We start from the raw sequence: 14300 nt of genomic DNA on the forward strand, positions 1-14300 counted from the left end.
TAACCCGCCCATTCGAGTACTTTATGTGAGCTGGTCGAGCTCGTCCCAGAAAGCGATACGCAAGGCACGGCGTACATCCTGCAGGTCCGTCTTCCATTCCCCGATCCGCTGAGCGCAATCCTTGAGTAGCACTCTGTCGATCTCCGGGGGAAGTAGGGGTCTGTCGGCCAGTAGATCCTTCAACTCGGCCTGAGTCGTGCTCGCGTGCCAATTCTTTGCCACACTGCTACCGACTTCGGCGGCAACGTCCATGGTGCCAGATTCACTACCTGTGCCCCCAGCAAAACCAGATGTTTGCTGGGTCGAGCTATACACCAACTGGTAGTCGGCGGGTGCCGGAGCCGCTGGCTGGATTGGAGTCTGAAACCTGGGACGCTGATTTAATAGCGCCGGCGTCGGCACTCTCGGGGCGCCAGGCTTCGGGCCCGACACGTGCTCTTCGATAACAGGTGTGGGATATATAACGGCCATCGGCGCATGGGCAATCGTCGCGGTTTGACTGGCATGTTCTGGATCCCATGTCACGGCCTTCACAAATGCGGATTTGATCAGATCTTCTGGCAATGTGATGATGCTGTCCACACGAAGAGCTAGGTGCTCGGCCACGGAGGCAACGCCCAATCGGTGATCGGCCTTCTCCACACCGATCAGGACGACCTTCATACCCAAGTCTTGGGCCTCTTCCACTGCCTCTGCGAGATCATCATCGCCGGATACCAAAAAGGCAACGGATGCGGCACGGTTGCGGGCGATGCCCACCAAATCAAGGCCCAGCTTTAGGTCAACGCCTTTTTGCTCCCCATTAAAGGAGATCCGGCCCAGCCGCACCTTCACACCGGGTATCAGACCTATGCGCTTGTGTTGATCGGTAAATATGGCGTCTTTTGCTGCGTCATACCAGTAGATTCTCAAGTTTTCCAGGCCGCTAGATTCCTTGGCAGTCTTGAGAATCCCTTCGACCAGAGCTTCGTAGTTCACGGTATAGGCAGCGCGCAGCGTCGTTCCGGCAGCGCGATGTCCCCCGATAGCTAACAAGAAACTTGCATCAACGAATATTGCGCTCTGAGACATCATCACCCAATCCTATGCGGTGCCAAGGAGCTGTTTGAGAAACGCGCTGGCCAGGCATCGTTTTTCTGAGTGTTCCGCCGATGAAGTTCTTAGCTGAAAGATGGATTCTCGAGCTTAACGAAAGGTAGCCCGAAGGAACGACCAAGCCTAGTTAGATTCTTAGAACATCACTGGCGAGAGCACAAAAAAATGTGCCCCACATGCCAACCTGGATGCTGCTCTCGAAAGAAATCCGAGACGACATCAGGCGGCATGCTGGGCACACTTGTAATACAGATTAGGAGTATTAGTCCTCGAGGTTGATTTCGCGGGCGACGGTGGCGCCAATAGCTGCACGCACGATGTCTAGGACACCCGCGGGCAGTGCCGAATCGACGGCCAGCACGGCAAAGGCTTCGCCACGCTCTTCCTTGCGGGCTACCTGCATCCCACCGATGTTCACGCCCTGCTCACCCAGCACGTTACCCAAGGTGCCGATGACACCCGGGCGGTCGGCATAACGAAGCACAATCATGTGATCCGTCAGCGGAATCTCAATCTCATAGCCATTGATGCCAACGAGCTTTTCGATCTGCTTCGGACCGGTCAGCGTGCCCGCAACTGCCAGCTGAGTGCCTTCTGTAGATGCACCCTTGACCGTGAGCAAGTTGCGGTATTCTGGCGAATCCGGCGTGGTGACCAGTCGAGTGGTAACCCCGCGCTGCTCGGCCAGCACTGGAGCGTTAACGTAGGACACCTGATCAGAAACGACATCCATGAAGACACCCTTAAGAGCCGAAAGCTCGAGAGCCTTCACGTCCAAGGAAGCAATTTCTCCGGCAACTACAACATCGATGTTGGTTAGGGAGCCAACGGTCAGTGCGTTGAACACACGACCCAGTTTTTCGATCAATGGAATACCCGGGCGAACGTTTTCGTCGATGATGCCGCCGGCAACGTTGACTGCATCGGGAACAAGTTCGCCGGCCAGTGCCAAACGAACGGATTTGGCCACCGAAACGCCGGCCTTTTCCTGTGCTTCCTCGGTTGAGGCACCCAGGTGCGGGGTGACAGTTACGTTTTCAAATTCGAAGAAGGGAAGATCGGTGCTCGGCTCCTTGACGAAGACGTCAATTCCGGCGCCGGCGATTTCTTCGTTTTTCAGCGCCGTGTATAGGTCATCCTGATCAACCAATCCGCCACGGGCGACATTGATGACATAAGCGGTGTTCTTCATCTTGGCAAAGGCTTCCTTGCCAAGCATGCCAATGGTTTCCGGGGTCTTGGGCATGTGGATCGTCACGAAGTCGGATTCGGCCAAGAGCTGATCGAGGTCTACCAGGGTGACACCAAGCTGCTGTGCGCGCGCCGGGGTGATGTACGGGTCGTAGGCAAGAATCTCCATGCCGAAGCCCTGCAAGCGTGCTGCAACAAGTGCACCGATTCGCCCCAAACCAATGATGCCGGCCTTCTTTTCGAAGAGCTCGACACCAGTGTAGGAACTACGCTTCCACGCGCCACTCTTCAGTGATGCGTTGGCGGCGGGAATGCGGCGTGCCAGGGACACAATGTGGCCCACGGTCAGCTCTGCCGCAGAAATGATGTTGGAGGTCGGTGCATTCACGACCATGACACCGGCCTGGGTAGCGGCCTTGATGTCCACGTTGTCCAAGCCGACTCCGGCACGGGCAATGATCTTCAAGTTCTTTGCTGCTGCGATAGCTTCGGCATCCACCTGAGTGGCAGAGCGTACGAGGATCGCATCAACGTCGACAATGGCGGCTAACAGCTGGGAGCGGTCCGCACCGTCGGTCTGGCGAATTTCGAAATCGGGCCCCAGGGCCGCAATGGTTGCGGGCGAGAGTTCTTCTGCCAAGAGTACGACAGGCTTGTTTACAGACACGGGGTGGCACCTTTGCTATTACAGTGGGCTGGATGCATGGCTAAGGAACGACTTAGCCAGAGACCCCAGAATATAACCCAGCCCGGTATATTCCCGGCTCGACTGCGCGATGTTACGAGCCCGAGCACCATTTGTGTGAGCATTTTCACAACCTCCAACCCTTGTTGGAAATTTGGCAGTCAAAGCTTTAGGCGGCATCAACTACGTCTTACGTCTTCAAAGGGGTTGCTCCAATTTGGCGCTAGCTATAAAGGCCACTGTGTCTCTCCTAGCTGCAAAGGACTAGCTACATAAGTTCCCCCATCAAAAGCCAGTCGGCTTACTCTCGATCAGCAATGGCGCTAGCCGCGTGCCACATCAAGTTTGTTGCGGATCATTATGCGCCACGCAGTAACACTTCGCCCGGCTTCGCGTTTCCCGCACCAAACACGAGATGGCGGGTGGCGATCTTTTCCGTGAAGAACCTATCGTGACTGACCACCACCACGGCACCTGGGAAGTGCAGCAAAGCCCGTTCCATAACTTGGGTGCTGGACATGTCCAGGTGGTTAGTTGGCTCATCAAGAACCAACACCGAGGCACCCGAGAGTAAGCACATGGCCATGGCAACCCGGGAACGCTGGCCGCCAGACAGGTTGCCGATCTTGTTTTTCAGGTCGGCTTCCGAGAACTGGAACATGGCCAGGAAACGGTTAACCGATTTCTTCGTGGCGCTGAATGCCAACGAATCGGGCATGGCATTAACCGCATGAGACACGGTGTCGGCAGGATCAAGTTCTTCTAGAATTTGGTTGTAGGAGACTACTGCCGCTCCCTTAGTCCAGGTGACGTATCCCGAATCCTGCTTTTCTTCCTCGGTGAGAACACGAAGCAGTGTGGATTTACCGCTACCATTTGCCCCCAAGATCACCAGTCGATTACCGCGGCGCACCTCAAAGCTTAGATCGCTGAAAAGGGTCTTTTCACCGTAAGACTTTGTTAGTCCCTCGACCCGGCACAGCGTGTCCTTAATATGCAGACCACTGTAAATTTCGGTGATGATTTTATCCACCGGACGCGGGGCGCGTGACTTCTTGATCTTTGAAAGCTTACTGTCCAAGCCCTTGGTGGCGGCCTTGGCTGCTTCGCGACGGTCCGAGATACCTTCAGCTTCGAAAGCAAGAAGCTCAGATTCGTGGACAAACTGAGATTCGAGGCTCTTGAGTTTGAACTGTTTTGCGACCACATACTGGGCGAAGTTTCCCGGGTATTCGTGGAGGTGAAAGTTCTCGACTTCAATGATCCGGGTTACAACAGAGTCCAAGAACTTGCGATCGTGCGAAACAATGATCGCGGCGCCCTTGAAGGATTTGAACCAGTTTTCTAGCCATTCAACGCCTGCGACGTCAAGGAAGTTAGTCGGCTCATCAAGGAGTAGAACGTCTGGATCCTCTAGCAGAATTTTTGCTAACGCGGCGCGATTACGCCAACCGCCCGAAAGTGAATCTATCGGGCAAACGCGGTGCGCCTCGTCGAAGCCAAGTTTGGTCAGCACCGTGTCGATGGAACGCGGGTAGTCCCAACCGTCCAGACGATCCATGGATTCGAAAAGCTCGGACTGTCGATTGATCAGCCGCTCCATTTCATCAGAGCTGGGGTCAGCGGCAATTGAACCGTCAATTTCCGCCAGCTCTGTTTCTATGGACTTAACCTCAGAGAACAGCTCGTCGAGGACTTCTGAGATAGTGGATGCCCCGTTGAGCTCTGAGAACTGGGAGAAGTAGCCGATCTTGGTTCCCAGTTCCACAGCAACCGTGCCGGTGTCCGGTTCCACTTGGTCAAGTACGAGCTTCAGAAGCGTTGACTTGCCCGATCCGTTCCTGCCGATAAGCCCGACACGATCACCAGATTCGAGCTTGAAGAATGCTTCGCGCAGAATCTGGATATTTTCGAATCGAAGACTGACGTCGTTTAGACGGATCAAGCTCATGTTCGTGTGGTCCTCTTCAAGGTTTGCGGGTGGGAAGACGGGAACGTACTTCCTGTGCGAAGTGTGCTCGGTGAAATAGACACGAGCAACTAGATACAGATTATCGTCACCTCGATTATTCCGGGGTGCGAATTTCAACTTCTGCATACGGTAGATCTTCAAGTCATGCTCGACTAGAAAAGAATGTATGGTCTGCGAACAAGGCCTACCAGTCTCCAGACCGTCGCCTCAAAAACCGACATGGCCCCGGAAACCGTTGGTTCGTATCACCGAAAACCCATTCTAAATTATACGGACTATCTTCGATGCCGGAGGAGCATAATTCTAGATTTGCAAATGACCGTCAAAAAACTGCCTTGTACGACACACAATTCCCTTCGACGCTTCAAGTTGTAGATCTATGCGCGAAAAAGGCGCAGGACTCGACTTGCCTCCGAATTGTCCAACTCGCCGCAAGTCTTCCGATCGCGCGCACCTATCAAAGAAAACCAAATCATTCGTCGACTTTTGTTCCCTCTGTGCGGACCGTTTCAGCCCCACCTAGATTGCGCCAGAGCTCAACAGAACCGCCCCCGCGCCAATAATTCATCGCTTCGACGTTGTCAGTTTGAATTATGTTTGCTCCATATTTCGAGACCAGTTTTTCCCAACCGCGATCAGCTTCAGGGCGCATCGATGCGTCATCAGTGTTTCCTGCTGACAACGAATTCGAAATTGCGTTGATCCACAATCGGCTCCGGACGCCTAGCCTTTCCAAGTAGTCTGGTTGAATTTGTGGATCATTTGGAGAATTGAAGAGAACTTCAATGGCTACAGGCTGACGTCCTTCGAAAGCCAAGGCTTTCCAGGCGCTGGCATCGTTCACAACTTGAATATATTGAATGCGACTGTCTCGGGCCATGAATTCCTCCGCCGATTTTACAGTCGGACTGCCCTTAAAGATCCCATGGTCGACTGTTCCTGTGGAATCTAAAACCGACAGAACCTCTTCACGAATCGGCCAAGCTTTGTCCAAATTTACCATTGCCCGGTTCTTGGACACGTTCATAGCTTCCATGAGGGTCGGAATCGTTTGACGCGTAATGGTCGCAGATCCACCGCCATTAGCCGCACGCAGATGAAAGGACTTCAGTTCGGCCAGAGTCATAGAATTTACCCTACCTGTCCCATTCGTCATGCGGTCAATCGTAACGTCGTGCATCAGAACCGGTATGCCGTCCTTCGTAAGACGGACATCAATTTCAACAATTTCAGCACCATCTTTGATGGCTTCGTCAATTGCTGGGAGGGAATTCTCAGGTGCCTCGCGCCACTGGCCTCGGTGTGAAACCACCAACAAATCCGCGGAAGGAGAATGATCTTCCATTTGCCTCTTAATTCGTTCAAAAGGCGTAGAAGATTCGACTGAAACTCCCGTTTCCATAGTTTCTCGAGAAATTCGGGATTCAATGGTGCTCCCGACGAGGCTAGCACCAAGAAGGAATATCACGACGCAGGTTAGGACAGTTATATTACGTTTTTTCATCGAGATCGCTCCTTAACGACACGGAGCGCAAAAGGTCTTCCACTCTACCATCCGATTACCTCGCATATCCTTGACCTCAGCAATCAGGGATCGACCATCTGCGTCACATCGATTCCGCCAGGAAGACGAACATTTTGTGTTTGAAGAAATGATCCATGTCCCCGATTGAATTGGCCAGCTCACACGATGACTCTGCTCATGAACGACTGATCCGGGAATACGTGGAAGCTTTATCCGAGCGCGAAATCGACGAAATGATCGGTCGGGCCGAACGTAAGGCCGAAACCATCGCTCACGGATTGTTGGTGTCGGGGCATCCCATCGACTCATCTATACAAAGCAGTCTGGTCCGTTCCGCGATCCTGCGCGAGCTCAATACACGCGCAGGATGAACCTGCCGACATTCAGTGCTGTTCGGAGGGTAGTACGGTGATCAGTCAATGAGCGGTGCACCTGTTCCGGAATCGCCATCAGTCTCGGCATGGATATGATCCATATGCCGTGTCGTATCGTTCCAATTGTTGGTGAACTGGGTCCCGTATTTGCCCGACTTTGAATACTCTTGCCAGCCCAGGCTCGGGCCCAGCCAGATCTTGTCCTGCCAGATGAGATAGTCGATCCCTAGCGCTTCACGGTTGGTGATGAGGAAGCGTGCTACCTCATTTCCGTTGCTGATCCCTTGAGCACTCTTGTAGTCCTTGATCATCAGATCGGTGGCCCTACCACTGCTGTGGCCCACGGATCCGGCGCGGACACCGCCATATCCGTAGACGAAGCTGCCAAATCGGGCCTTGACCGCAGCATTCACAGCGATGGTATCGGGCTGGAGTCCCACACTTTCGGTCTTAGCCAAGAACTCCTCGCTCATCCAGCCGGTACCGACGCTGCTCACGACGTTGGCCCATCCATTGCTGGATCTCAGATAGGTGACCTTCTCCCCGGCAGGCACGACGCCAATAACGGGGTTGATGCTGGAGCCTCCGGTGCGGAGGTTGACATTAGCCGTTGCCCACCGATATTGGACTTCAACGGCAGGCTTTGGAGCAACCGTGGAAAGGTAGAGCTCGCTCACCCACCCGATTCCTTTGCTGGTTTTCACGTTGGCCCAACCTCCCGAGGATCGGGCATAAAGTACTTTCTCGCCTCGGGGGATCACTCCGATGGACGTGTTGCTGGCTCCCGGTCCAGACCGTACGTTGAGGTTGGCCGTGGTCCATCGTGGTGCGGTGTAGCTCGGTTGTTCAATCAGGGGTGGGGTGGGTTTCACCACTGGCGGCTTCGGCCCCGCGGTCGAGAGATAGATCGAACTGACCCAGCCGGTGCCCTTGCTCGTCTTCACGTTGGACCACCCGCCGGAAGAGCGCCCGTACAGGACCTTTTCACCGCGTGGGATGACTCCGAGTGATGCGCTACTGGTTGTCGGGTTGGTGCGCAGATTCAGAAAGTCTGTGGTCCATCTAGGTGACGAGTAGGTGACCGGTGCGGGCTTTGGTGGAGTGTTCGCAACCGGCTTGGTGGAAAGCTTCTGCGTCTGAATCCAACCAATGCCGGCACTCGTACGCACCTGCTGCCACGAACCCGAAGTCCGCAACCACGAAACCCGCGTATTCGAGGCCAACGTCACCAACTTCGCACCCGAAATACTCGGGGACTTCAACACCGACTGCTTGCCATTCACCCAACGATAAACACCAGCAGGAACACTCTTGCTCAACGCGGAAGACGGCACAAAACCAGTCTTACCCGACACCGAAACCCTCGACCACGAACCGGTCGTCCCCAGCACCTGGACCTTAGTCTGACGCTGAATCGACACCACATTCGCCGAACTACTCGCAGCCTTCGCCTTAATAGTCGTGAACGCCTTCGCGTAGCTATAAACCTTCACCGGCGGCTTGATCACAGCAGTGGAAAGCTTCTGCGTCTGAATCCAACCAATGCCGGCACTCGTACGCACCTGCTGCCACGAACCCGAAGTCCGCAACCACGAAACCCGCGTATTCGAGGCCAACGTCACCAACTTCGCACCCGAAATACTCGGGGACTTCAACACCGACTGCTTGCCATTCACCCAACGATAAACACCAGCAGGAACACTCTTGCTCAACGCGGAAGACGGCACAAAACCAGTCTTACCCGACACCGAAACCCTCGACCACGAACCGGTCGTCCCCAGCACCTGGACCTTAGTCTGACGCTGAATCGACACCACATTCGCCGAACTACTCGCAGCCTTCGCCTTAATAGTCGTGAACGCCTTCGCGTAGCTATAAACCTTCACCGGCGGCTTGATCACAGCAGTGGAAAGCTTCTGCGTCTGAATCCAACCAATGCCGGCACTCGTACGCACCTGCTGCCACGAACCCGAAGTCCGCAACCACGAAACCCGCGTATTCGAGGCCAACGTCACCAACTTCGCACCCGAAATACTCGGGGACTTCAACACCGACTGCTTGCCATTCACCCAACGATAAACACCAGCAGGAACACTCTTGCTCAACGCGGAAGACGGCACAAAACCAGTCTTACCCGACACCGAAACCCTCGACCACGAACCGGTCGTCCCCAGCACCTGGACCTTAGTCTGACGCTGAATCGACACCACATTCGCCGAACTACTCGCAGCCTTCGCCTTAATAGTCGTGAACGCCTTCGCGTAGCTATAAACCTTCACCGGCGGCTTGATCACAGCAGTGGAAAGCTTCTGCGTCTGAATCCAACCAATGCCGGCACTCGTACGCACCTGCTGCCACGAACCCGAAGTCCGCAACCACGAAACCCGCGTATTCGAGGCCAACGTCACCAACTTCGCACCCGAAATACTCGGGGACTTCAACACCGACTGCTTACCATTCACCCAACGATAAACACCAGCAGGAACACTCTTGCTCAACGCGGAAGACGGCACAAAACCAGTCTTACCCGACACCGAAACCCTCGACCACGAACCGGTCGTCCCCAGCACCTGAACCTTAGTCTGACGCTGAATCGACACCACATTCGCCGAACTACTCGCAGCCTTCGCCTTAATAGTCGTGAACGCCTTCGCGTAGCTATAAACCTTCACGGAGGCTACCGGAACGGACTTGAGAAAATCTCCAGAAACCCACCCGGTTTTCGATTCGTAGGTGACTTGATTCCACTTGCCACTGACGGCAAGGATTCTCAGTTTCGTGTTGATTGGGATCACTAACAGCGACGGCGAGGCCGGGCTGGCTTTGGAGCGCAGGTTCAGGTTCTGAATCGATTGCTTGATCGGTTTGGCTGTGGCCATCGAGATCTCGACAGCAGCGCTCGGGACCAACGACTCTGCCGAAGCCATAGTGCTTGGCCCACCAACCAGTGCCACGGCAAGGGACAGCACAATTCCAAGGTGTTTACGTTGCATTCGGAGCTCCTGGCAAGACGATCGGTGGCCAACGCTTAACCATATATGTGAACTCGTCGGCAGCAACGAAAATACTGACAACTTCATATATGACTTTGGAACGATTTAACTTACATTTGACTTGGTGTTTGGTCCTCTGTCATCCGTTACGGCCTCCACACGACAATCGCCACGATCTAAGCCAGCAGGCAAAACGAGGGAATCTCCGCAAAACGAACAATGGGCGCGCTGTTTGTCCGTGGTTCAGCCAGGAACAAACAGCACGCCGAATTATCCGCAGTTTCAGCCTTGGCGAGCCTTCATTCGCGGGTTCTTCTTGTTAATCACGAAGACTCTCCCGCGCCGCCTGACCACTTGCGCACCAGGAATCTGCTTGAGCGCTTTAATCGAGTTTCGTACTTTCATTTTTCTTTCCTTTTGTTGAAGGGTAAAAATCTTCAAGTGAGCCGACCATGACTACTGTTCTCGTGTCAGGCAAGGTCTCCGAGCTTTAGAACATCCTCGAACATTTCCGTGGACTGAAGCATTTCAGCGTCGGTCAGCTCGCACTGGCGCAGCATTTCGGTCAGTTCAGGTGCGTTGTTGCTATCACTGGTGAGGGCAATGTGTGTACGTGCCGTCTCGGTCTTCCAAAGCCCCCGCGCTTCAATCCAGACAAACGGACCTGCACCACCGAATACCATTTTCAAGCTGGGTGAGTTGGCAATCCAAAGCGTTCCCCTCAGCCAAATGCAACCCTCGGCCATGTGGTGCATGGCGTCTAATAACCGTGCGGGATGCAGCGGGCGCGCTGCTCGCAGTTCTACGGTAGTGAAGTCATTTTCCACGGCGCTTGACCGGGACTCCTGCGCGGCGTGACCCGTGGAATCTACGCAAGGGTTCCCTGCCGCTGCGCGCCGTCGCGCTGCGGCGGCTAGATGTGACCCCAGAATAATGTCACGTTCGGGATGGAGAACTTTCAGATGCGGCCCTAAGTGCCCCAACAGCTGGGTTCCTCTTTGGAACAATTCACCACCGGATTGGCAACCAGGTGCTTGTGCTTCGAAGAGGTGCGCAAAAAGCCCCTCAACCAACAACGCAGTATCGGCATAGGCGATTTCGTGGACAAGGAATTCTCCCGATGTTCTATCATCGCCACGGACGCTGCTTAGTCCAGCCTGCCAGAGCGTTCGGGAGTCCCACATCTGATCTTCGAGCGCCGAGGGGTCCACGGCCAGACAGATGGAGTCAACGACAATTCCTCGCGACAGCAATCGCGGCTCCAGCAGCTCCATGGCCATTGCTGCGCTCACGCTCGGCGGAAGTCCGATGATCATATCCCCGGACACCTCATCCACAAGGCGCATCACGGTGGGGACAACATCCAAGCGGACCGTACAGGTCAGACACCCGTGCTCCAGTGGTATCTCACTGCGCTCCAGAGTGAGAAAACTCTTGGATATACGCCTCAAGACTCGTTCGCCCTCCAGAAGGTCGTGGCGAATTACCGTGGCATGTGGCCACGTACGCACCAAGGCATCAAGGGCCTTGTCACGGGCATGCGCTTCTAACGATGTTACAAGTATGAGAGTCACACCAAACAGACTAGCTAAGAATGATTCTCATTAGCAAACTGAGGAGGAACCACCATGATGCCGTCACTCATTATGGAGCCAGCTAGGTGTGTGAAACTCGACGTGTTCCGAAACGTCACCGCTCGTCATGATGAACAGGAACCACCACCACGGGTAGGAATTGGTGAGATACCACGTGCGACGCCGTGGCTCCGTTGAGTAACTCAGATACACGCGCCCCCACTCCCTTGTGCCGGGTCCCCACCACAATCAAGCGGGCATGCAATTCGCTGCCGAGCCTGGCTAACGCCTTACCGGGATCCCCCGCTAGCACACGCAAGGACCATTCAACCTTCGAACCGGCCATGGCGCTTTGCAACACATGCAAAACATCTGCCGCATCAGCTTCCATATCTTCATCGATGTCACCCGGGTGAAGTGAGGTACCGACGATGTCCTTCTTCAGTTCCCATTCGACTAGGTAACTGTTCGGCTGCACGTAGGCGAAAACCAGAGCCGACCCGAGCGACTCGGCCAACGACCGGGCCTCTAGCACCACGCGGCGCGGCTGCTTGGGAAGGACACCTGTAACAATGGGTCCAGCTCCCCCGACGTTCGGTTGTTCCTTGCCCATGATTGCCTTCCCACATTGGACAACATGAAATTCATTACTCATGGCCATTTTCCGCCCACAGCGGCAGGAATGGAACAGCGTCACGGGTCCAAAGCCTTTTCTCCTTAGAACAAGCCGAGCTCGGCAAAAGCCACTGCGATTCCATCCTTGCTTGGTGGGGGTGTCGTGCGGTCGGCCAGCGCCACCAATCCCGGGTGTGACCCCTCGACGGCAATACCGATCCCGGCGTAGGCGACCATTTCCAGGTCGTTTTCCCCGTCGCCAATGGCGATGGTGTGTGCTTGGCTAATGCCTAGATCTTCAATTGCCACGGCAATGCCATCCGCCTTGCTGATACCCCGGAGGAATATTTCACCGGTGTGCCGGTGGGTATCGGCAATCGAATTCTCCACCACCGCAATATCGTTTCCGATCTCGGCGGCGATCATGGCGACAGAAGCCGCAGCGTCGAACATCGAGACCTTGGCGTACGAGGCCGGCGCGGGTGTCAGACGTAAGGTTCCTAGGATGGCCGAGGCGCCATCACTCTGTCCATCAGGGCGGGCAGCGAAGTGGGATCCAACGATGTCCCGCAGCCGCTGCTCGGCCGCGGGTCGAACGTAGAGAAATTCGGCGGACTCCAACACGTAGATGGCATCATGAGCATCAAGCGCCGCAATCGTCCTACTCGCCTGTTCCTCAGAGAAACGTCGATCCATCAGTACCCGGTCACCGACTTGCACATAGGCCCCGGCACTGGCCACCAGGCCGTCAAACCCTGCCGCGAGGATGCTCGCCGGCAGCATTGACAGTGGTCGACCGGTGCAGAGAAACACCTTGTGTCCGGCGGCACGAGCCGCCCGTACCGCACGCTCGTGAGCTTCGGGAACTACCCCGTAATCGGCGTAGGTGCCATCCACATCAAGGAAGATCGCATGGATGGTGGTTGTGGGCAGTTTGGGCAGGGTGTCCATGCTAAGAGAGTCTACCGGTGCGTTGAGCCAGCGCCTCGGAGCACGTTGCCCTCACATGAGAAAACCCGCCCCGACAAATGTCGGGACGGGATTCATTAGTGCCCTGCCGTGACCAAGTCAGGCCGCTGGGCTCGTGACCAGAAGAGCATCCTGAACCTGGATACGGTCCCCGACAAAATCCGATAACCGGTTCCCGACATTCAGCAATTCTCCAATGGCAGCGACGGTGCGAGCAGCGGCAAAGCCATCCCCATAGGGGTTCACTGCGTTTGCCATCGCTGCATAGGCACCACCATCGTTCAACAATTCCAGAACTGAGCTATAAATGCGCTCCTCATCTGTACCGATGAGTCTCACCGTTCCGGCAGTGACGGCCTCGGGTCGCTCGGTGTTCTCGCGCATCACCAGCACCGGCTTGCCTAGGCTCGGCGCTTCTTCTTGGACTCCCCCGGAGTCGGTAAGCACCATATGTGAGGCAGCCAGCATCTGCGTGAACTCCCCGTAGCTCAGTGGTTCGGTCAGGGTAATGTTAGCGTTGCCCTCAATTTGCGGCAATAGCGCCTCACGTACCACGGGGTTGCGGTGTAAGGGCAAGACAAATTCAACGTCCGGCTCGGCTGCGGCGAGACGGGCCAGCGCCCGGCCAATGCCGCGCATCGGTTCACCTTGATTTTCCCGACGATGAGTAGTCACTAGCACGATCCGTTTGCCGGAGGCTACAAGAGTAGAGAGCGCTGTGTCGGTGAACTCCGCGTGCTCCTGTACCACTTCCAGCAGCGCGTCAATCACCGTATTACCTGTGACAACTACATCTGCCGGGTTGATGCCCTCGCGAAGCAGGTTTTCCCGGCTGATAGAGGTTGGAGCCAGATGAAGGGCCGCTATCTGGCTGGTCAGCTTACGGTTGGCCTCCTCTGGGAAAGGAGAGTACAGATCGCCACTGCGCAAGCCCGCCTCGGCGTGCACCACCGGAATACCACGATAGAAGGCGGCAATGGCACCGGCCGTCGAAGTGGTGGTATCGCCTTGCACCACCACGGCGTCAGGACGTTCACGCTCCAATATCTCATCCAGTCCCTTGATCGTCTTAACCAAGATTCCGTTGAGAGATTGGCGTGGTTCGATCACATCGAGATCATAGTCTGGGGTGATTTCGAATATCGCGTTGACTTGGTCGAGCATCTCACGGTGCTGCCCTGTCACTGTCACAACACAATCGAAGACGTCGTTGTTCTGGAGTGCCTTGACGATCGGGGCTACCTTGATTGCTTCGGGTCGAGTGCCGTAAATCGGCATGATCTTCTTACGCATAGTTTCCTCCTTGC

11 protein-coding genes are annotated in these 14300 nt (G+C 55.3%); 1 reads left to right on the forward strand and 10 read right to left on the reverse strand.

The features are described 5' to 3' along the window. Positions 1-21 precede the first annotated feature (21 nt). The 4 genes from KUF55_RS10615 to KUF55_RS10630 form a co-directional block, all read right to left on the reverse strand. The gene (locus KUF55_RS10615) at positions 22-1074 is read right to left on the reverse strand and encodes an NYN domain-containing protein (RefSeq protein WP_218816614.1); all 1053 of its coding nucleotides are present in this window, start codon (positions 1072-1074) and stop codon (positions 22-24) included. Between the two features lie 283 nt (positions 1075-1357). Beyond that, the gene (serA, locus tag KUF55_RS10620) at positions 1358-2953 is read right to left on the reverse strand and encodes a phosphoglycerate dehydrogenase (protein ID WP_218816615.1); all 1596 of its coding nucleotides are present in this window, start codon (positions 2951-2953) and stop codon (positions 1358-1360) included. A 376-nt stretch (positions 2954-3329) separates the two neighbouring features. After that, positions 3330-5069 carry an ABC-F family ATP-binding cassette domain-containing protein gene (locus KUF55_RS10625; protein WP_255556969.1) on the reverse strand — a complete coding sequence of 580 codons (1740 nt, stop codon included), beginning with the start codon at positions 5067-5069 and terminating at the stop codon, positions 3330-3332. 346 nt (positions 5070-5415) lie between these two features. Then, on the reverse strand, positions 5416-6447 hold the full coding sequence (locus KUF55_RS10630) for a glycerophosphodiester phosphodiesterase family protein (protein WP_218816616.1): 1032 nt from the start codon (positions 6445-6447) through the stop codon (positions 5416-5418). Between the two features lie 155 nt (positions 6448-6602). Here KUF55_RS10630 and KUF55_RS10635 point away from each other — a divergent pair, with 155 nt between their 5' ends. Next, positions 6603-6839, forward strand: a complete 237-nt coding sequence (locus KUF55_RS10635) for a hypothetical protein (RefSeq protein ID WP_218816617.1) — start codon at positions 6603-6605, stop codon at positions 6837-6839. Between the two features lie 41 nt (positions 6840-6880). Here KUF55_RS10635 and KUF55_RS10640 read toward each other — a convergent pair whose 3' ends face one another. The 6 genes from KUF55_RS10640 to wecB form a co-directional block, all read right to left on the reverse strand. Continuing rightward, complete coding sequence (locus tag KUF55_RS10640; protein ID WP_218816618.1) at positions 6881-9835, reverse strand: SH3 domain-containing protein; 2955 nt, start codon at positions 9833-9835, stop codon at positions 6881-6883. A 282-nt stretch (positions 9836-10117) separates the two neighbouring features. Then, positions 10118-10240, reverse strand: coding sequence for a type B 50S ribosomal protein L36 (ykgO, locus tag KUF55_RS10645; protein WP_218816619.1), 123 nt, complete (start codon positions 10238-10240; stop codon positions 10118-10120). A 65-nt stretch (positions 10241-10305) separates the two neighbouring features. Further along, the gene (locus KUF55_RS10650; protein ID WP_255557459.1) at positions 10306-11181 is read right to left on the reverse strand and encodes a GTP-binding protein; all 876 of its coding nucleotides are present in this window, start codon (positions 11179-11181) and stop codon (positions 10306-10308) included. Positions 11182-11524: 343 nt separating this feature from the next. After that, positions 11525-12022: a universal stress protein gene (locus KUF55_RS10655; protein ID WP_218816621.1), complete on the reverse strand. Its 498-nt coding sequence runs from the start codon at positions 12020-12022 to the stop codon at positions 11525-11527. Between the two features lie 104 nt (positions 12023-12126). Further along, positions 12127-12975: an HAD-IIB family hydrolase gene (locus KUF55_RS10660; protein WP_218816622.1), complete on the reverse strand. Its 849-nt coding sequence runs from the start codon at positions 12973-12975 to the stop codon at positions 12127-12129. 117 nt (positions 12976-13092) lie between these two features. Then, a complete protein-coding gene (gene wecB, locus KUF55_RS10665) occupies positions 13093-14286 on the reverse strand; it encodes a non-hydrolyzing UDP-N-acetylglucosamine 2-epimerase (RefSeq protein ID WP_218816623.1) in 1194 nt (397 codons plus the stop codon). Positions 14287-14300 lie beyond the last annotated feature (14 nt).

It is taken from the genome of Paeniglutamicibacter sp. Y32M11 (assembly GCF_019285735.1).
Classification (GTDB): domain Bacteria; phylum Actinomycetota; class Actinomycetes; order Actinomycetales; family Micrococcaceae; genus Paeniglutamicibacter.

What these genes read in the sequence shown, in the direction of transcription:
- KUF55_RS10640 (WP_218816618.1), bottom strand. Translation starts at nt 9,835, where the DNA reads ATGCAACGTAAACACCTTGGAATTGTGCTGTCCCTTGCCGTGGCACTG.
- KUF55_RS10635 (WP_218816617.1), top strand. Translation starts at nt 6,603, where the DNA reads ATGTCCCCGATTGAATTGGCCAGCTCACACGATGACTCTGCTCATGAA.
- KUF55_RS10615 (WP_218816614.1), bottom strand. Translation starts at nt 1,074, where the DNA reads ATGATGTCTCAGAGCGCAATATTCGTTGATGCAAGTTTCTTGTTAGCT.
- KUF55_RS10630 (WP_218816616.1), bottom strand. Translation starts at nt 6,447, where the DNA reads ATGAAAAAACGTAATATAACTGTCCTAACCTGCGTCGTGATATTCCTT.
- wecB (WP_218816623.1), bottom strand. Translation starts at nt 14,286, where the DNA reads ATGCGTAAGAAGATCATGCCGATTTACGGCACTCGACCCGAAGCAATC.
- KUF55_RS10660 (WP_218816622.1), bottom strand. Translation starts at nt 12,975, where the DNA reads ATGGACACCCTGCCCAAACTGCCCACAACCACCATCCATGCGATCTTC.
- ykgO (WP_218816619.1), bottom strand. Translation starts at nt 10,240, where the DNA reads ATGAAAGTACGAAACTCGATTAAAGCGCTCAAGCAGATTCCTGGTGCG.
- KUF55_RS10650 (WP_255557459.1), bottom strand. Translation starts at nt 11,181, where the DNA reads ATGCGCCTTGTGGATGAGGTGTCCGGGGATATGATCATCGGACTTCCG.
- KUF55_RS10625 (WP_255556969.1), bottom strand. Translation starts at nt 5,069, where the DNA reads ATGCAGAAGTTGAAATTCGCACCCCGGAATAATCGAGGTGACGATAAT.
- KUF55_RS10655 (WP_218816621.1), bottom strand. Translation starts at nt 12,022, where the DNA reads ATGGGCAAGGAACAACCGAACGTCGGGGGAGCTGGACCCATTGTTACA.